The sequence below is a fragment of the Streptomyces sp. NPDC000983 genome (assembly GCF_040299205.1).
Taxonomy (GTDB): Bacteria; Actinomycetota; Actinomycetes; order Streptomycetales; family Streptomycetaceae; genus Streptomyces.
The window spans coordinates 291,151-310,194 of record NZ_JBEPBM010000006.1; the positions used below are offsets into that span (position 1 = coordinate 291,151).

Here is a 19,044-nt window from a genome sequence, read left to right on the forward strand (position 1 = left end):
CGCTCCCACCCCACCGGTTTCGTCGCGACTGTAAGAGCACCGCATGCCCCTGACAACCCTGCGCGCGCGAATCCGTCGAACGGATTCCCAACCGCCCTGCTCAGCGGGGCCCCTACGGAATGATCGTCCAACGGGCGGACGGAGCAAGCCACTTGGGAGCGCTCCCGAAAGGGGCGCGGATCACGCCGAGTCCCGCACCACCAGCCGTGTGCGCAGCACGACATGGCGCCAGGCCGTGGTCTCCGGCCGCTCGATCTCCTCCAGCAGCAGCCGCACCATCGTGGCGCCGATCTCCTTGAGCGGCTGCCGCACGGTGGTCAGTGGCGGGTCGGTGTGCCGGGCGAGCTGGAAGTCGTCGAAGCCGACCACCGCCACGTCCTCGGGCACCCGGCGCCCCGCCGCCCGCAGCTCGGCCAGGGCCCCCGCCGCCATCGTGTCGGAGGCGGCGAACACCGCGTCCAACCCGGGGTGCAGCAGCAGGAGTTCGGCGGTCGCCCGGCGACCGCTCGCCTCGGAGAAGTCGCCCTCGACGGTCAGCGACGCGTCGTCCGGCAGCCCGGCCGCGGCGAGTGCCTGCCGGTAGCCGAGCAGCCGGCACCGGGCGACGTACATGTCGAGCGGCCCGGTGACGGCGGCGATCGACCGCCGGCCGCCGCGCACCAGATGGGCGACGGCCTCCCGAGCGCCGCCCACGTTGTCCGCGTCGACATGGGTGACCCGCTCGTCACCGGAGCGGCGGCCCAGCAGCACGGTGGGCAGGCCGGCGTCGGCGAGCATGTCGGGCAGCCGGTCGTCTGCGCGCACCGACATCAGCAGTACCCCGTCGACCCGGCCGCCGCGCGCGTACTCCACGAACCGGCGGCGCTCGTCCTCGGTGCGCACCAGGGTGAGCAGCAGCTGGACGGAGGCGCCGCCGAGGGCGTCGCCGACGGCGGTGACCGTCTCGGAGAAGAACGGCTCGCCGAACAGCCGCCAGTCCTGCTCGGTCATCACCAGCGCCACGGCGTCCGCGCGCCGGCCGGCGAGGGTGCGGGCCGCGAGGTTGGGCACGTAGCCGAGTTCGGCGACGGCCCGCTGCACGGCACGGCGGGTCGAATCCCGCACGCCCGCCTCGTTGTTGATGACCCGGGAGACCGTGCCCCTGCCGACACCGGCGTGCGCGGCCACCTCCTCCAGCGTGGGCGCGTCGAGCCGCCGTCTGACCATGCTCACCCCCCAAGGGCGTCCGATCCTACGACCGCCGGCGCCCCCGCACGTCCCGAACGGGTCAGTCCCCGTACCGCTCGCGGAGTTCCACCTTGCGCACCTTTCCGGACACCGTCATCGGGAAGGCGTCGAGGAGGCTGAGCCGGCTCGGGATCTTGTAGTGGGCGAGGCGGCCGGCGCAGTGGGCGCGCAGTTCCTCCAGGGTGAGCGGGTCGGCCGGGTCGCGCGGGATGACGCAGGCGAGGACCTCCTCGCCGTAGCGCTCGTCCGGGACGCCGATCACCTGGACGTCGGCGATCTTGGGGTGGGCGTAGAGGAACTCCTCGATCTCGCGCGGGTAGATGTTCTCGCCACCCCGGATGATCATGTCCTTGATGCGGCCGACGATCTCGACGTACCCGTCCTCGCGCATCACCGCCAGGTCGCCGGTGTGCATCCAGCGGGCGGGGTCGACGGACTCGGCGGTCTTCTCGGGCTCGTTCCAGTAGCCGAGCATCACGCTGTAGCCGCGGGTGCACAACTCCCCCGCGGCACCGCGGGGTTGAGTGACCCCGGTCGCCGGATCGACGATCTTCACCTCGATGTGCGGCAGGGCCCGGCCGACGGTGCCGGTGCGGTGCTCCAGGTCGTCGTCGCGCCGGGTCTGGGTGGAGACCGGCGAGGTCTCCGTCATGCCGTAGCAGATGGACACCTCGGCCATGTTCATCTCGCCGACCACCCGTTTCATCACCTCGACCGGGCAGGGCGAGCCCGCCATGATGCCGGTGCGCAGCGAGGACAGGTCGTACTCGGCGAAGTCGGGCAGGTTCAGCTCCGCGATGAACATCGTCGGGACGCCGTAGAGCGAGGTGCACCGCTCCCGCTGGACCGCCTCCAGGGTGGCCCTCGCCTCGAAGGACGGGGCGGGGATGACGATGCAGGCGCCGTGCGAGGTCGCCGCCAGGTTTCCCATGACCATGCCGAAGCAGTGATAGAAGGGGACCGGCAGACAGACCCGGTCCTGCTCGGTGTAGGCGATCGCCTCCCCCACGAAATAGCCGTTGTTGAGGATGTTGTGGTGGGAGAGGGTGGCGCCCTTGGGGAAGCCGGTCGTGCCCGAGGTGTACTGGATGTTGACCGGGTCGTCGCAGGACAGGTCGGCCGGGAGGGCGGCCGGGGTCGCACGGGCGAGCAGCGTCTGCCAGCTCCGGTCGCCGAAGTACACGGCCTCGCGCAGGTCCGGGCAGGCGCCGCGGACCTCGTCCACCATCGCCCGGTAGTCGCTGCCCTTGTGGCCCGGCGAGGCGAACAGCAGGGAGATTCCGGCCTGTTGGAGCACGTACTCGACCTCGTGGGTGCGGTACGCCGGGTTGATGTTGACCATGATCGCGCCGATCCGGGCGGTGGCGTACTGCACCAGCACCCACTCCGGGCAGTTGACCGCCCAGATCCCGACCCGGTCCCCCTTGCCGACCCCGCTCGCGAGCAGCGCGTACGCCAACTCGTCGACGTCCGCGAGGAGTTCGCCGTACGTCCAGCGGCGGCCCGAGGGGACGTCGACGAGCGCCTCCCGGTCCGGCCAGGTGGCGGCGGTGCGGGCCAGGTTGTCGCCGATCGTGTCGCCGAGCAGCGCGGTCGCGCCGGTTCCGTGGGTGTACGACGGTGCGGTCACCGGAAGTCCTCCTCGCGGTACTCGGCGTCCGAGCCGGCCGCCGTGGCCTCGCGCAGTTCGATCCGGCGGATCTTGCCGGAGACGGTCTTGGGCAGGGGCGCGAACTCCAGCCGGCGCAGGCGCTTGTAGGGGGCGAGGACCTCGCGGGAGTGCTCGAAGAGCACCTTCGCGGTGTCGGGTCCCGGCTCCCAGCCCTCGGCGAGGACGACGTACGCCTTGGGGACGGCCAGCCGCAGCGCGTCGGGGGCGGGCACGACGGCGGCCTCGGCGACCGCCTCGTGCTCCAGCAGCGCACTCTCCAGCTCGAACGGGCTGATCTTGTAGTCGGAGGCCTTGAAGACGTCGTCGGCCCGGCCCACGTAGGTGATGTAGCCGTCGGCGTCCCGGGACCCGATGTCCCCGGTGCGGTAGTAGCCGCCCGCCATCGCCTCCGCCGTGCGGTCGGGGTCGCCGTGGTAGCCGGTCATCAGGCCGACGGGGCGGGCCGACAGGTCGAGCGCGATCTCTCCCTCGGCGGCGCCGGGGGCGCCGGAGACCGGGTCGAGCAGTTCGACCCGGTAGCCGGGGCTGGGGCGTCCCATGGAGCCGGTCTTCAGGGGCTGGCCGGGGCTGTTGGAGACCTGCACGGCGGTCTCGGTCTGGCCGAAGCCGTCCCGGATGGTCACGCCCCAGGCCCGCCGGACCTGTTCGATGACCTCGGGGTTGAGGGGCTCGCCGGCCGCCACGGCCTCGCGCGGCGGCGTGCGCAGCGCGCTCAGGTCGGCCTGGATGAGCATCCGCCACACGGTCGGCGGGGCGCAGAACGTGGTGACGCCGGCCCGGTCCATCTCCGCCATCAACCGGGCCGCGTCGAAGCGCGTGTAGTTGTACAGGAAGACGGTCGCCTCGGCGTTCCACGGGGCGAACAGGTTCGACCAGGCGTGCTTGGCCCAGCCCGGGGAGGAGATGTTGAGGTGGACGTCGCCCGGGCGCAGGCCGATCCAGTACATCGTGGCGAGGTGGCCGATCGGGTACGAGGTGTGGGTGTGCTCGACCAGTTTGGGCCGGGCGGTGGTCCCGGAGGTGAAGTAGAGCATCAGCGGGTCGTCGGCGCGGGTCGGACCGTCGGGGGTGAAGCCGGCCTCGGCGGTGGCGGTGTCCTCGTACGGCAGCCAGCCCTCGGGGGCGCCGCCGACCGCGATCCGGGTGTAGGCGCCGGGCACCTCGTCGAACTTGCCGGTGTCCCCGGCCCGCGCGATCACATGCCGGACACGGCCTCGCTCCACCCGGTCGCGCAGGTCGGCGGGGCCGAGCAGGGGGGTGGCCGGGATGACGACCGCGCGCAGCTTCATCGCGGCCAGCGCCGTCTCCCACAGCTCGGTCTGGTTGCCGAGCATCACCAGCACCCGGTCCCCGGCCCCGACACCCCGGGCGCGCAGCCAGTTCGCGACGCGGTCGGAGCGGGCGGACATCTCGGCGAAGGACAGCCGCGCCTCGGTGCCGTCCTCCTCGACGATGTGCAGCGCGGTGCGGTCGTTGTCCCGCGCGATGACGTCGAACCAGTCGAGGGCCCAGTTGAACCGGTCGGGCCGGGGCCAGTCGAAGCCGTCGTGGGCGGTGGCGTAGTCCTCGCGGTGCTCCAGCAGGAAGTCCCGCGCCCTGCGGAAGTCCTCGGTGGCCGTCATGTGTCCTCCTCGGTTCCGGACCGTTGCCCGGCGGCTCCCCGCCATCGTCTAATCCAGGTGACACCACTCACTACCCGCGAACGGGGGTGTCGCCGCGGAAGGAGGGCGGACGGTTGACGACGGACGTGGGCGCGACGGCCGAGATCCGCGGCGCGCTGGTGCGGCTGCGCCGCGGCACGGGTCTGCCGGTGGCCTTCGGCGGTCTGGTGGAGTCCGCCCGGCCGCAGATGCTGATCAGCGAGCTCAGCGGCACGGCCACGCTCTCGCTGAGCCGCCTCGCGGTGACCTCCGGAACCGGTCTCGGCGGCCGGGCCGTGGCCCTGGCCCGCCCCTGCGCGGTGACGGACTACTCCGTCTCGCGCCAGATCAGCCACGAGTACGACACCGCGGTCGCCGCGGAGGGCCTGCGCTCGGTCCTCGCGGTCCCGGTCGTCGTACGGCGCCGGGTGCGCGGTGTCCTCTACGGCGCCCTGCGCACCGCCCAGCCGCTGGGCGACCGCACGCTGTCCGCGGCCGTGGCGGCGGCCCGGGACGTCGAGCAGGCGCTGGTGGTGCGGGAGTCTGCGCGCGAGCTGCTGGACGCGGCGCGTCCCGAGCCGTCGCCCGGCGAGACCGGTGCCGCCCGGGAGCGGGTCCGGGAGGCACACGCGGCGCTGCGCGCGCTGGCACCCCGGATCGGCGACCCGGAGCTGCGCGCGGAACTCCTGGAGGCGTGCGGGCTGCTCGCCCCCGAGGCGGAGCGCGACCCGGGCGTGGTCCTCGCACCCCGGGAGCTGGACGTGCTGGCGTGCGTGGCCGCGGGCGCCACGAACGCGGCCGCCGCGGAACGGCTCGGGCTGCGCCCGGAGACGGTGAAGGGCTACCTGCGCTCGGCGATGCGCAAACTCGACGCCCACACCCGCGGCCAGGCAGTGGCAGCGGCCCGCCGAGCATCGTTGCTGCCGTAGGGCACGGGGTGCCTGCGGCGCTGGGGCAGGGGGGTGGGAGACGTGCCGTGGGCACGGGGTGCCTGCGGCGCTGGGGCAGGGGGGTGGGAGATGCGCCGTGGGCACGGGGTGCCTGCGGCGCTGGGGCAGGGGTGCCGGGGCACGGACGGGCGAGGCGCCGAAGGCACAAGACGGCGGGGGTGCCGGGGCACGGACGGGCGAGGCGCCAAGGGCACAAGACGGCGGGGTGCCGGGGCACGGACAGGCGAGGTACCGAAGGCGTGAGATGGCTGCGGCACCCTGGCACGGGCCGGCGGCGTGCCGTGAACGCGGCACGCCGGGACTCCACGGGCGCGGGGTGGCTGCCGCGCCGTGGCGCGGGGTGATCGCGAGGGCGTGCCGCGGCCAGGTCGCGGGGCAGGGCCGTTGTGTCAGGGCGGCACGGCTGCTGTGATGCGCGGCGCGACCACGCCGCCACGGCACCGCCGCGGCCTCGACGGGGAGAACGGCGCGCGACCGCCGTAGCGCGCGGCGGCAGCCGCACCTCAGCCGGACGACCGCTCTACCGAGCAGGCACGACCACCGCAGCGCATGCGGCGACAGTCTCGCCCCGGCAACACGCCCCGGCCGCTCCGCGAGACGCCCGCTCCCTGGTACGGCACGACTACCGCAGCACCCGACGGCAGTCGCGCCTCGGCGAGACGACCGCTCTGTCGGGAAGGACACGACTATCGCAGGGCGCGGGGACAGTTGCGCCCCGGCCGGACAGCCGCCCCTTCGGGAAGGCGCTGCGACTGTCGCGCCCCGGCAGCACCCCTCGCCCGCCCCGCAGGACGCCCGCCCCCTGGTACGGCAGACCACCGCAGCACCCGGCCGCAGTCGCGCCTCGGTCCGTGGGACGGGTGTGCCCTCCTGCGGGGCGTCGTAGCGCACGCGGCGGTTCGGCCCTTGCCGTGCGAACCGGCGGCCGTTGTGTCATGTGTGTCATGGCCGCAGCAGGCACGCGTGTGCGGGCGGTACTGCGGGCGCGGTCCGTGTCCGTCGGGGCGCCGCGCCCGGCCCGTTGTCGCGGGGACGCGGAGGGGTTCGGGGGTGTCCGGGGCGTCGGTGGCTCATTCATGTGTGCGTCCCGTGAATTTGACTATGCCGCCGAGTTGTTATTCGGCTCACCCGGCAGGCACTCCGAAATTCAAAGACCCTTGCCTAATATTGGCCAGGACACGCCACAGGGAGGGGAGCGGTGACCGTGCCACGGGACTACAGGGAGCCTGCCAGATCCCGCTCCGACCTGGTCATCGGTCGGGACGAGCCGGTCGCCGCCGCGCGTGCGCAGCTCGCCCGGGGCGGCAGTGTCCTCCTGCACGGGCCCGCCGGAATAGGAAAGTCGACCGTCCTGCGGGCCCTGGCCGCGGAATACGGGGAAGCGTCACGGACCGTGTTGCGCTGCTCGGCCACCGAGTCCGAATCCCACCTCCCCTTCCTCGCCCTCGCCGACCTCCTCGGTCTGGTGCTGGACGAGGTGTGCGCGGGGCTCCCCGCCGCCCAGCGCACCGCCCTGGAGTCGGCGCTCACCGGCCGCGGCGAGTCCACGCTCCAGCGCGACGGGCTCGCCCTGCGTCTCGCCGTGCTCTCCGCCCTGCGCGCGCTCGCAGCCGAGGGCCCGGTGCTGGTGGTCGCCGACGACCTCCAGTGGCTGGATCCGGCCAGCGCGGAACTCCTCGGTTTCGCCGCCCGCCGCCTCGGTGACACCCCGGTGCGGATGCTCTTCGCGGCCCGCACCGAGGACCAGGAGTACGACAGGCATCTACGCGCGTCCCCGCCGGACACCCTCGCCCTGCGCCTCGGCCCGCTGACCCGTACCCAGGTGGCCGCCCTGCTCGACCACCGCGGCTACACCGGCCTGCCCCGCTCGACCGTCCGTGACGTCCACCGCACCAGCGGCGGCAACCCGCTGTTCGCCCTGGAGCTCGGCCGGACCCTCGCCGAGAACCCCACCCCGCCCCGGCCGGGCGAGCCGCTGCCGGTGCCGACCTCGCTGCGCGCCCTGGTCCTGGACCGGCTGCAGATGCTCTCCCCCGACGCCCGCCACACCCTCCTCGTGGCCAGCGCGGGCGCCCGCCCCACCCTGGCCACCCTGCGCGCGGCCGGCCGGGCCGACGCCGAGGCGGACACCGCGCGGGCGACCGAGCTGGGTCTGCTGGCCACGGAGTCCGAGGGACCCGCGGTCCGCTTCGCGCATCCGCTGATCTCGGCCGCGCTGTACGCCGAGGCCCCCGCGCAGGAGCGCCGGGCCGCGCACACCGCGCTGTCCACGGCGGCCTCGGACCCCATCGAGCGGGCCAGGCACCTGGCGCTGGCCACCACGGGCACCGACCCGGAGGTGGCCGCCGCGCTGGCGGAGGCGGCCGCCCTGGCCCGCGACCGGGGGGCGCCGTCGATGGCCGCCTCGCTGGGCCGGCTGTCCGCCCGGCACGCCCCGGCCGAGCGCGGCCCGCACGCGCTGCTGCTCCAGGCCGCGGAGGACGCCATCACCGCCGGTGAGCTGGACCTCGCCCGGGACATCGCGCGCGAGGTGCTCTCCGGTTCGACAGTGCCGGCGGAGCGGGTGCGGGCGTGGATCGTGGTGGTCGAGACCGCCGGGCACGCGATGGCGGAGGTCGACGCGGTCTTCCCGCAGGCGCTGGCCGACGCGGGCGACGATCCCCGGCTGCTGGCCCTGATCCACTACCAGCTGGGCTGGCGGGCCCTGCTGGTGGACGGCGACTTCGACCGCGCCCGGGAGGAGGCCGCGTACTGCGCGGAGCTGGCCGCCCGCGGCGGCGACCGGTACACCGAGCTGATGGCGCTGTCCTTCCAGGCGCAGACCGAGACCCTGATGGGCCACCCGGACGCGCCCTCGACCATCCGGCGGGCGCTGACCGAACCCCAGGACCCGCGGGTGTCCTGCCATCACAACGGTGCCGGGTACGCCCGGTTCCGGTGGCAGGTGATGAGCGACCAGCTGGCCGAGGCGCGGGCGACCGTGACCGGGCTGCTGCGCGAGGTCCGCCGGCGCGGCTCGGTCGAGAGCGAGGTGCACTTCCTGCGCGGCCTCGCCGAGACCGAGCTGCGCACCGGGCACTGCGCCCGCGCCCTGGACCTCGCCCGGGAGAGCCTGCGGCTGGCCCGGGACACCGGGATAGGCGAGGTCGCCTCCGCCGTACTGGCCTCCTTCGCGGAGGCGGCGGGCGGTGAGGTGGACCGGGCGCTGGCGCTGGCCCGCGAGGCCTTGGACCACGCGGAGCGGGACGGCGACCAGATGTACGTCTCGCGCGCGCTGGCCGCCCTCGGCCACGCCCAGCTGGTGGCGGGGGACGCGCCTGCCGCGGTCGCCTCGCTGCGCCGGGTGCGGGAGCTGGAGGCGGGTCTGGGCATCACCGACCCGGCACGCGGGCGCTGGCACGGCGACCTGGCGGAGGCGCTGGTGGTGGTCGGCGCGACCGAGGAGGCGCAGGACGTCATCGACACGGCGCGGGCCCGCGCGCTGCGGCTGGGCCGGGAGAGCGTGCTGGCGGTCCTGGACCGCGCGGAGGCGCTGGTGCGCGCCGCGCGCGGGGAACGGGACCCGGCCGCCGCGCAGCTGACGTCCGCACAGGACCGGCTCGCCAAGCTGGGTTACGGGCTGGAGGAGGCGCGGGCGGCGTTCGCGCTGGCCGCGCTGCGCTCCCCGCGGCCGGGTCCGACGGCGTACGACGAGGCGGCGCGGCTGTTCCGGCGGTGCCGGGCGCTGCCGTGGCTGCGCCAGGTGGCGGCGGCGGCCACCGCGCCCCCGGCCGAGCCGGTGCCCGCCCGGGCGGCCGCGCTGGACGCGCTGGACTCGCTCGCCTCGATGGAGCGTCAGGTGGCCGCGCTGGTCATGGAGGGCGCCACCAACCGGGAGATAGCCGGGCGGCTGTTCATCAGCGTGAAGACGGTCGAGGCGACCCTGACCCGCGTCTACCGCAAGCTGGGAATCCGTTCGCGGGTCGACATCGTCCGGCTCGCGGCGGGCCGGCCCGGCAACTGAGACGGCCCCACGGATTCACCTTCACCGGGGGTTTGCGGGCGGCCGACCGAGGGTTTTCCCTGCCCAACTCCCCTAGGGGGTTCCCTTCTTGGGTAGGGCTGCCGCGGGTTCTAGCGTATGGGGCGTGCCGCTCGCCGGGCACACGGGGGTCGGTCCCGAGGCCTTCGTGACTCACCCCCACACCCGTGCGACCCCCCACCGGCAACGCAATGAGGAGACTCATGTTCGGGCTCAACCGTGCCAAGAAGACCGCCATCGGGCTCGCGGCGACCGCCGCGGCCGCGGCCACCGCGCTGATCGGCGTCGCCCCCACCGCCGCCGCGGCTCCCCAGCCCATCGTGGGCGGCTCGACGACCACCACGACGGCGTACCCGTTCATGATGCAGATCACGGACGCCTCGCAGAGCCAGTTCTGCGGTGGGACGCTCGTCTCGGCCACCAAGGTGGTCACCGCGGCCCACTGCATGGTCGGTGAGACCACCAGCAGCGTCAGAGTGGTCGGCGGCCGCACCTACCGCAACGGCACCAACGGCACTGTCAGCCGGGTCAGCAAAATCTGGATCCACCCGAGCTACTCGGACGCCACCAACGGCGACGACGTGGCGGTGCTGACCCTGTCGACGGCGATGCCGTACACGACGGCGCCGTACGTCTCATCCACCCAGACGGGTGTGTACGCGGCCGGCACCACCGCGCGCATCGTCGGCTGGGGCACCACCTCCTCGGGCGGCAGCTCCTCCAACCAGCTGCGGACGGCGACCGTGCCGATCGTCTCCGACTCCGGCTGTGGCGGTTCCTACGGTTCGGACTTCGTCCAGTCCGACATGGTCTGCGCCGGATACACCTCCGGCGGCGTCGACACCTGCCAGGGCGACAGCGGCGGTCCCCTGCTTGTCGGGGGCGTCCTGGCAGGGATCACTTCCTGGGGCGAGGGCTGCGCGCTGGCCGGCTACCCGGGCGTCTACACCCGGCTGACGACCTTCTCCAGCCTGGTGACCGCTCAGGTCAACTCGTGACCGGGAAAGACTCCTGAGTATCCCTCAGGTGCACTACCAGGGGGCGTTGCGGGCCTCCACGAGCGGCCCGCAACGCCCCCGATCCATGTCCTGGGCCGGTTACGGGATGACCTTCCCGAAGCGGAGGTCGTAGCCGTCGTCGGGGTGCATGACCCGGAGTACGTGCTCGCCCTCCGTGCGGACCTCCGCGCGTTCGGCGGCGGTGAGGTCGCGGAACGTCTCGACGACGAGGGCGCCGTCGATGATCCGCCAGACGCCGGCGAGGAAGCCGTCGACGAGGAGCGGGCAGTAGAAGGTGTTCGCCTGCCAGGTGCGGCCCCGGTCGGCGGGCGGGATCACCCGGGTGCGGTCGGCGTGGGAGAGCATCAGGTTGTCGAACTCGGGGAGGAAGCGCGGGGGCGCGGGGGTCTCGGGGTCGGGGCGCGGGGCGTCGGGCAGGTCGAAGAGCTCGACGCCGTGTTCGTCGCGGAAGGTGAGCAGTTCGGGGCGGAGCCGTTCGAAGGCGGGGCGCATCCGGGTCAGCCCGCACCAGGTCTGCATGTCCTTGACGGAGGCGGGGCCGAAGGCGGCGAGATAGCGCAGGACGGCGGTGTCGGCGGAGGCGGCTTCCTCCTGGGGGCGGTCCAGCCAGTGTTCGACGGTGGTCAGGGTGACCTGGGCGCTGCGGCCCCACAGGCCGCGCGGGGTGATCTGGACGAGCGGCAGCCGGCAGCGCGCGGCGATGGCCAGCGACTGCGGGTCGGCGTCCGGCCACCGCTCGCCGAGCGCCTCCCGCAGCTGTTTCATGGTGCGGGGCTCCTCCTCGACGAGGTCGCGGGCGAGGGCGGCGAGCCGGTCCAGGTCGACGCCGGCCAGGCCCTTGCGGAACAGGTTGATCTCCCGTTCCCGGGCGGGCTGCACCAGCGGCCGCAGGGTGAGGGCGTCGTCGGCGGTGTGCAGGTGGATGGTGGAGCGCAGGGTGACGATCCGCACGGTCTCGCGGCGCTCCAGCAGCCCGGCGAGTTCCCCGGTGGTGAAGCCGTCGAGCCTCGCGGCGAGCGAGTAGTACGGCGGCTTGACCTCCTGGGCCTGGAGGCCGGCGAGGTGCTCCACGGCGGCCCGCGCGGCCATCGGGGTGCGGCGCAGCAGCAGCTGGCGGTCGAGGGTGGCGCGGTTGAGGGCGCGGGTGCCGAGAACGGGGCCCTGGGCGGTCGTCTTCGTCATGTCCGGCACGCTAGTACCGGTTGCGGACAACGACGGTCCGCAAGCCGGGTCAGATGAGGGAGGCGATGTCGAGGTCGAGGTCGGGGAAGGGGGACCGGCCGTCCTCGCTGAGTTCCGCCCAGACCGTCTTGCCCTGCCGGGCGTGCCGGGTGCCCCAGTGCTCGGCGAGCTGGGCGACGAGCAGCAGGCCGCGGCCGCCCTCGTCGTAGGTGTCGGCGCGGCGCAGATGGGGGGTGGTGCTGCCGGCGTCGGAGACCTCGCACATCAGCGCGCCGTCGTGGATGAGGCGCAGCCGGATGGGCGGCCGGCCGTAGCGGATGGCGTTGGTGACCAGTTCGCTGACGACCAGTTCGGTGGTGAAGTCCAGTTCCTGAAGGCCCCAGGCGGTGAGCTGGCGGGCCGCGTTCGCGCGGGCCCGGGAGACCGCCGCCGGGTCGGCGTCCAGGTCCCAGGCGGCGACCTGACGGTCGCCGAGGGTGCGGGTGCGGGCCAGCAGCAGGGCGACGTCGCCGTGCGGCCGGCCGTCGGGCAGCAGGGTCCGCAGTACGTGGTCGCAGGTCTCCTCCAGGACGTCGGCGGGCCGGGCGAGGGCCCGGCGCAGCAGGGCGAGGCCGGCCTCGGTGTCGTGTCCGCGCGCCTCGACCAGCCCCTTGGTGTACAGGGCGAGGAGGCTGCCCTCGGGCAGGTCGAGGTCCACGGCCTCGAAGGGCAGCCCGCCGACGCCGAGCGGCGGGCCGGGCGGCAGGTCGAGGATCTGAACGGTGCCGTCCCCGGTCACCACCGCGGGCGGTACGTGGCCGGCCCGGGCCAGTGAGCAGCGTGCGGTGACGGGGTCGTAGACGGCGTACAGGCAGGTGGCGCCCAGGTCGCCGGTGGCGGGTGCCTCCGGGTCCTTGGCGGCGTCGGCGGCCAGCCGGATGACGACGTCGTCGAGGTGGGTGAGGAGTTCGTCGGGCGGCAGGTCGAAGTCGGCGATGGTGCGGACCGCGGTGCGCAGGCGGCCCATGGTGGCGGCGGCGTGGATGCCGTGGCCGACCACGTCGCCGACGACCAGGGCGACCCGGGCCCCGGACAGCGGGATCACGTCGTACCAGTCGCCACCGACGCCGGCCCGGTCACCCGCGGGCAGATAGCGGGCGGCGACGTCGACGGCCGAATGGTCCGCGGTGCCCTGCGGGAGCAGGCTGCGCTGGAGGCTGAGGGCGGTGGCGCGGGCGTGGGTGTAGCGGCGGGCGTTGTCGACGGCGACGGCGGCCCGGGCCGCGATCTCCTGGGCGAGCAGGAGGTCGTCGTCGTCGAAGACCTCCTGGTGGCCGTTTCTGAGGAAGCGGGCGACGCCGAGGGTGGTGCCGCGGGCGGTGAGCGGCACGACCAGGCCCGAGCCGTCCTGGGCGCGGGAGGGGTGCCCGGTGACCAGGGCGTGGGCGGAGGGCGACTCCGGGGGGCAGATGTGCCGCTGCTGCACCTCGAACTCCGGTTCGAGGTCTCCCTCGGCCGCCCGGTCGGCCATCCGGCGCAGGACGGGGGGATCGGTCGGCGTGGTGCCGTCGACCACCGAGTCGAGCAGGTCGACGGTGACGCCGTCGGCGAAGTGGTCGGTGGCGAGGTCGGCCAGCTCCTGGGTGGTGCGGGCGATGTCGAGGGTGGTTCCGATGCGGATCCCGGCCTCGTTCACCACCGACAGCCGCCAGCGCAGCCGGCGGTCGCGTTCCTCCTGGAAGGCGGCTACGCCCTGCGCGGAGGAGCGGTCGACGTAGGCGGTGGCGGTGGCGGTCATCCGGCGTGCGGTGGCGCTGATCAGCTCGGGGTCGTCGGTCAGCTTGGGCAGCTCCGCGAGCATCGCGTCGAGGACCACGCTCTCCGCCAGCCGCTGGGCCCGCAGGATGGCGGTGACGCCGGTGCCGTGGCGGGCCAGTCTGCGGGAGTGCTCCAGGTCGGTCGGGGGCAGGGCGATGGTGTCCGGGGCGTTTCCGTGCTCCAGTCCGGACAGGACGCCCGTGATGTGCTCGGTGATGTTGTCCGCCGTCTTCCGGGCGATCTCGGGGGTGCTCCACAGCTCGGGCACCTCGCGCCGCAGGTACCGCGCCACTTCGGCGATCAGCTCGTCCGCCCGGGGGGCGAGCCGCCGTGCGGCACGGGACAACAGAGCGTCGGCAGTGACGTCCACACACACGACGGTACGCCGAACGGGGCGGGCGCGAATCTCAGCGGGGCCGGTCCCGGGGCTGGGCGGGATTTGGGTGCGGCGGCGTCGTGGTCGATCGCGCAGTTCCCCGCGCCCCTGGGGGGTGCCAGTCGGGCGCGGGATTTGGGTGCGGCGCTGTCGTGGTCGATCGCGCAGTTCCCCGCGCCCCTGGGGGCGGGGGAGGGTTAGTTTGCTGCCTTTGTGATCAGGGTTGCGATGTGCTGCTCGGCGGTCGGGGTGAGGCGGGTGAGGGCGAAGGCGGTCGGCCACATGGTGTCCTCGTCCAGGCGGGCCGTGTCGTTGAAGCCGAGGGTCGCGTAGCGGGCGTTGAACTTCTGCGCGCTCTGGAAGAAGCAGACGATCTTTCCGTCCCTGGCGTAGGCGGGCATCCCGTACCAGAGCTTGGGCGCCAGCTCCGGGGCGGCGGTGCGGACGATCTCGTGGATCCGCTCGGCCAGCACCCGGTCCGCCTCCTGCATCTCGGCGATCTTCTCGACGACGGCGGCCGCGTCCTGGGCCTCCTTCTCGGCGCGGGTCATCCGGCGCGAGCCGGCCTTCACCTCGCGGGAGCGCTCCTTCATCGCGGCGCGCTCCTCGTCCGTCCACTGCTCGGCGGGGGCGGTGGTGTGCTGGGTCTTCGTCATGACGGGTTCCTTCCGGGTGGGTCGAGTGGCGTGCCGGGGTGCTGGCGGGTCGTGGCGGCGAGCCGGTTGGTGAGGTTGGTGACGCCGATCATGAGGATCAGCGCGGCGAGCCGCTGTTCGTCGTAGTGGGTGGCGGCCCGGTCCCAGACGGGGTCGCTGACCGCGTCGGGGCGGTCGGCGAGCCGGGTCGCGGCCTCGGCGAGTTCCAGGGCCGCCCGTTCCGCCGGGCTGAAGCAGGGGGTGTCGCGCCAGGCGGCGAGGGCGAGCAGCCGTTCGTCGCCCACCCCGGCCGCCCGGGCCGCAGCGGCGCCGAGGGCGACGCAGGCGCCGGATCCGTTGATCTGGCTGACCCGCAGCCGCACCAGCTCCAGCGTCCCGGCGTCCACACCGGCGGAGTGCGCCGCGCGCCGGATCTCCTCCAGTGGCCGGGCCGCGCCGGGCAGGACGTCGGCGGGTTTCCGCATCCGGGACCGCACTGCTCTCCCCTCTCTTCTCGTCCGTCGCCCCGTCCCCCGGGGCGTGACTCCATGACAGCCCGTCCCCGCGCCCCGGGCCATCCGGGCGGGACGCCGTGGGACAGCACAACAGGGCTTGACCTGCGCCGACTTGGCTGTGAAGACTTCGGGCACGGTGGGACGCACGGACGGGGGAACAGTGGTGGACCAGCAGGCCGGGACCAACGATCCGCAGGAGGAGCTGGCGGCGCGGCTGCGCCTGGTCCAGGAGCTGTCCGGGCTGGGCGTACGGGCGCTCGCCCGGGACTCCGGCCTCAGCTCCTCCTCGCTCTCGCGCTACCTCACCGGCCGTACGGTTGCGCCGTGGCCCGCCGTGGTCGCCCTGTGCCGTCTGGTCAAGCGGGACCCCCGGCCGCTGCGGCCCCTGTGGGAGCGGTGCGCGAACCCGCTGCCCGCGCCGCCCAGGAGCAGCCGCCAGGCCCGGCCGGCACCCCGCAACGACCTCCCCCGTGACGTGCCCGACTTCACCGGGCGCGAGGAGGCCCTCGCCGCGGTGTTCGCCGCGCTGGACAGCCATCGGGCGGTCTCCGTCGACGGCATGGCGGGCGTCGGCAAGAGCACGCTCGCCGTGCACGCGGCGCACCGGCTGGCCGACTCCTTCCCGGACGGACGGCTCTACGTCGATCTGCACGGGTTCACCGAGGGCCGTCCCCCGCTCGATCCCGACTCCGCGCTGCGGATGCTGCTCGGCGCCCTGGACGTGCCGTCCGAGCGGGTGCCCCGGGAGGGCCTGGCGGAACTGTCCGCCTGCTGGCGCTCGGAGCTGGCCGGCCGGCGGGTGGCCGTGGTCCTCGACAACGCGGCCGACGCCGAGCAGGTGCGCCCGCTGCTGCCCGGTGCGGGCGCCTCGGTCGCGCTGATCACCAGCCGCAACCGGCTGCTCGGCCTGGAGGAGGTGCCGCCCGTCTCGCTGGACGTGCTCGGCGCCGAGGAGAGCGCGCTGCTGCTGGCCCGGGCCGGCGGCGACCCGGGCGGTCCCGGGGGCCGGCTGGCCCGGGACCCGGAGGCCACCGCGGAGGTGCTGCGGCTGTGCGGCCGGCTGCCGCTCGCGCTGCGGCTGGCCGGGGCGCGGCTGCGGCACCGGCCGGGCTGGACCGTGGGCATCCTCGCCGAACGCCTGGCCGGGGGCTCGGACGAGTTCGACAGCGCGCTCGCCATGTCCGTACGGCAGCTGGACCGGGCGCACGCCCGGCTGTTCCGGCTGCTGGGCGTGGTGCCCGGGGAGTCCTTCGACGACCATCTGGCCGCGGCGCTGGCGGACGTCGGGGTGGGTGAGGCGCGGGCCGTGCTGGAGGACCTGGTCGACGCGCACCTCGTGCAGGAGCCGACGGCGGGCCGCTACCGGCTGCACGACCTGGTGCACCGGCACGCGCGCCGGGCGGGCGTCGAGACGGACCCGGCGGCCGACCGGGAGCGGGCCCTGCTGCGGGTGCTGGGCTACTACGTCCACGCGGCGGCCGCCGCCGACGCCGCGATGCCGTTCGTGGCGCCCGCGTCCGCCGTCGCCGCGGGGCCGGCCCCGAAGGAGCTTCCGCGGTTCGCGGACCGCGGCGCCGCCTTCTCGTGGTTCGTCGCGGAGTACGGCAATCTCGTCGCCGCGTTCGAGACGGCGGCGGCGGTCGGCGCCGACGTCCATGTGTGCGAGCTGCCGCGCTTCCTGCGGTCCTACTTCGCCCGCCGCTGCGGCACCACGCACCTCAACGTCCTCTTCGAGCGCTCGCTGGCGGCCGCCGAGCGGCTGGGCGATCCGCTGCGGCTGGCGGAGGCGTACAGCGACCTGGGGTTCGCGCGCTACCACGCGGGCCGTGCCGCGGAGGCGGCCGAGGCGTACGAGGCGGGCGGGACGAGGGCGGAACAGGCGGGGGACGTCCGGGTGGCGGCCGAACTGGCCCTGCGCCGCGGCTACCTGGGCTGGGACGCGGCCCGGGGCGAGGAGCCGCTGGACCTCTTCCGGCTGGCGGGCAAGCTGTACACGGAGGCCGGCTGTCCGCAGGGCGCCGCGCACGCCGCCGCCGCTCAGGCCTGGGCGCTGCTGCAACTGGGGCACCGCGAGGAGGCGGCGGGGCTGGCCCGGGAGGTGCTCGGCGTGCCGCACACCGACCCCGTGTGGCCGCCGGCGCTGACGGCCCGGATCACGCTCGGGGTGGCCCTCGCCCGGGAAGCCCCGGAGGAGGCGGCCGGCCATCTGGACCGCGCGCTGGCGCTGGCCCGCGAGGACGGGCATCTGCACAACCAGGCGTGGGGCCTGAACTGCCGGGGCGTGGCGCTGCGGCAGATGGGCCGGTACGAGGAGGCGCTGGCGAGCCACCGGGAGGCGTTCGCGCTCCTCGACGAACTCTTCGAGGAGCACTGGAAGATCCACTTCCTCAACGGTTACGCCGAGACCTGCCGGCTCGCCGGTCTGCCCGAGGAGGCCCTGCGGCTGCACCGGCAGGCTCTGGAGCTGGGGCCGGGCCACCGGTACGAACGGGCGCTGGCCCACGAGGGCATCGCCGCCGTGCTCGACGCCACGGATCCGGCGGGCGCCGCCTCCGAACGCGCGGCGGGCCGGGCCGTTCTCGGTGAGCCGGTCGCCCAGGACCGCTGAAATTCCCCTGGTCCGGGCCCTTTTGGGCTCGCCGAACCCACTATAAACACCGCGTATACACGCGACGTATAGTCCCGGCATGCCTTCTCTGACCAAGAAGATGAAGAAATCGGGGGCCGCGTTCCTCGCCGCCATGACCCTGTCCGCCGTGACCGCCCTGACCGGCTGCACCCAACTCGACACCACCTCGCCCGCCGACGTCCGCGCGGAGGCGAGCACCGACGTACAGGCCCGGGCCGGGACCGTCGACTGCCGCGAGGTCAAGTGCATCGCACTGACCTTCGACGCGGGCCCCAGCGAGCACTCGCCGCGGCTGCTGGACATCCTGAAGGAGGAGCAGGTCCCGGTGACCTTCTTCCTCCTCGGCAAGCGGCACATCGAGAAGTACCCGGAGCTGGTCCGGCGGATGGCCGACGAGGGACACGAGCTGGCCAACCACACCTGGGAACACAAGATCCTCACCGAGCTGGAACCGGACCAGATACGCGAGGAACTGCGCCGGCCCAACGAGGAGATAGAGCGGCTGACCGGGCACCGGCCGACCCTGATGCGCCCGCCGCAGGGCCGCACCGACGACACCGTGCACGAGATCTCCCGTGAACTGGGCCTCGCCGAGGTGCTGTGGAGCGTGACGGCCAAGGACTACAAGACCAACGACTCGGCGCTCATCGAGGAGCGCGTCCTCGACCAGTCCGAACGGGACGGGATCATCCTGCTGCACGACATCTACCGCGGCACCGTGCCCGCGGTGCCCGGGATCATAGACAAGCTGAAGAAGCGCGGCTTCGTGTTCGTGACGGTGTCCCAACTCCTCGCCCCGGGACGGGCCGAGCCCGGTGAGGTCTACCGGCCCTGAGCCCTCCGCACCGCCTACGCCGGTGCGCCGACCGGGCGTTGGGCCATGTGGCTGAGCCGGGCGCGAGCGCGCCGCCCGGCCGGCCGGACTGCTTAAGATCGTCGCGTGGTCACCTTCCGGCTCGAACGCACGCCGCCGCTCTCCCCCGAGGAGGCCTGGCGCCGCCTCACCGAGTGGCCCCGGCACGCGGAGGTGGTCCCGCTGACCCGGGTCACCGTGCTCACCCCCGGCCCCTCCGGGGAGGGCACGGTCTTCGTGGCGCGGTCGGGCGTGGGCCCGTTCGCCTTCGACGACCGGATGAAGGTCACCGTGTGGCGGCCCCCGACGGACGACGCCCCGGGGCTGTGCCGGCTGGAGAAGCGGGGCCGGGTGGTGCTGGGCTGGGCGGAGATCGAGGTGCGTCCCGGCCCCGGCGGACGGGCCCGGGTCCTGTGGCGCGAGGAACTCCGGGTCCGGCTGCTGCCGGGGCTGTTCGACCGTCCGCTGGAGGCCGCGTCGCGGCTGGTGTTCGGACGGGCCGTCAACAGCCTGCTGCGCAGCCCCTGA

General features: G+C 74.2%; 13 protein-coding genes. 6 read left to right on the forward strand and 7 right to left on the reverse strand.

What is annotated here, in order from left to right; translation table 11 throughout:
• Positions 1-180 precede the first annotated feature (180 nt).
• From ABT296_RS09805 to ABT296_RS09815, 3 genes are all read right to left on the reverse strand, one after another.
• Positions 181-1,206, reverse strand: a complete 1,026-nt coding sequence (locus ABT296_RS09805; protein ID WP_351925206.1) for a LacI family DNA-binding transcriptional regulator — start codon at positions 1,204-1,206, stop codon at positions 181-183.
• A 61-nt stretch (positions 1,207-1,267) separates the two neighbouring features.
• Complete coding sequence (locus tag ABT296_RS09810) at positions 1,268-2,857, reverse strand: AMP-binding protein (RefSeq protein ID WP_351925131.1); 1,590 nt, start codon at positions 2,855-2,857, stop codon at positions 1,268-1,270.
• Entirely contained in the window at positions 2,854-4,521 is a 1,668-nt protein-coding gene (locus tag ABT296_RS09815) for an AMP-binding protein (protein WP_351925133.1), read from the reverse strand. Before ABT296_RS09815 ends, ABT296_RS09810 begins: the two co-directional genes overlap by 4 nt.
• Positions 4,522-4,634: 113 nt before the next feature.
• Between ABT296_RS09815 and ABT296_RS09820 the strand changes: the two genes are divergently transcribed.
• The 3 genes from ABT296_RS09820 (at position 4,635) to ABT296_RS09830 (ending at position 10,508) form a co-directional block, all read left to right on the forward strand.
• The gene (locus ABT296_RS09820; protein WP_351925135.1) at positions 4,635-5,468 is read left to right on the forward strand and encodes a helix-turn-helix transcriptional regulator; all 834 of its coding nucleotides are present in this window, start codon (positions 4,635-4,637) and stop codon (positions 5,466-5,468) included.
• A gap of 1,219 nt (positions 5,469-6,687) precedes the next feature.
• A complete protein-coding gene (locus ABT296_RS09825; protein ID WP_351925137.1) occupies positions 6,688-9,492 on the forward strand; it encodes a helix-turn-helix transcriptional regulator in 2,805 nt (934 codons plus the stop codon).
• 221 nt (positions 9,493-9,713) lie between these two features.
• On the forward strand, positions 9,714-10,508 hold the full coding sequence (locus tag ABT296_RS09830; RefSeq protein ID WP_351925139.1) for a S1 family peptidase: 795 nt from the start codon (positions 9,714-9,716) through the stop codon (positions 10,506-10,508).
• A gap of 99 nt (positions 10,509-10,607) precedes the next feature.
• Here the strand turns inward: ABT296_RS09830 and ABT296_RS09835 are convergent, their stop codons facing one another.
• The 4 genes from ABT296_RS09835 to ABT296_RS09850 all read right to left on the reverse strand — a co-directional run bounded on the left by ABT296_RS09835 (position 10,608) and on the right by ABT296_RS09850 (position 15,004).
• Positions 10,608-11,711, reverse strand: coding sequence for a winged helix DNA-binding domain-containing protein (locus ABT296_RS09835; RefSeq protein WP_351925141.1), 1,104 nt, complete (start codon positions 11,709-11,711; stop codon positions 10,608-10,610).
• Between the two features lie 49 nt (positions 11,712-11,760).
• The gene (locus ABT296_RS09840) at positions 11,761-13,878 is read right to left on the reverse strand and encodes an ATP-binding SpoIIE family protein phosphatase (RefSeq protein WP_351925143.1); all 2,118 of its coding nucleotides are present in this window, start codon (positions 13,876-13,878) and stop codon (positions 11,761-11,763) included.
• 203 nt (positions 13,879-14,081) lie between these two features.
• The gene (locus ABT296_RS09845) at positions 14,082-14,540 is read right to left on the reverse strand and encodes an iron chaperone (RefSeq protein WP_351925145.1); all 459 of its coding nucleotides are present in this window, start codon (positions 14,538-14,540) and stop codon (positions 14,082-14,084) included.
• On the reverse strand, positions 14,537-15,004 hold the full coding sequence (locus ABT296_RS09850; protein WP_351925147.1) for a carboxymuconolactone decarboxylase family protein: 468 nt from the start codon (positions 15,002-15,004) through the stop codon (positions 14,537-14,539). The genes ABT296_RS09845 and ABT296_RS09850 overlap by 4 nt, the downstream gene beginning before the upstream one ends.
• 166 nt (positions 15,005-15,170) lie before the next feature.
• On the opposite strand from ABT296_RS09850, the gene ABT296_RS09855 reads away from it, so the two are divergent.
• From ABT296_RS09855 to ABT296_RS09865, 3 genes are all read left to right on the forward strand, one after another.
• Positions 15,171-17,642, forward strand: coding sequence for an ATP-binding protein (locus ABT296_RS09855; protein ID WP_351925149.1), 2,472 nt, complete (start codon positions 15,171-15,173; stop codon positions 17,640-17,642).
• A gap of 79 nt (positions 17,643-17,721) precedes the next feature.
• Positions 17,722-18,498 carry a polysaccharide deacetylase family protein gene (locus ABT296_RS09860; protein ID WP_351925151.1) on the forward strand — a complete coding sequence of 259 codons (777 nt, stop codon included), beginning with the start codon at positions 17,722-17,724 and terminating at the stop codon, positions 18,496-18,498.
• Positions 18,499-18,603: 105 nt separating this feature from the next.
• Positions 18,604-19,044, forward strand: coding sequence for an SRPBCC family protein (locus ABT296_RS09865; RefSeq protein ID WP_351925153.1), 441 nt, complete (start codon positions 18,604-18,606; stop codon positions 19,042-19,044).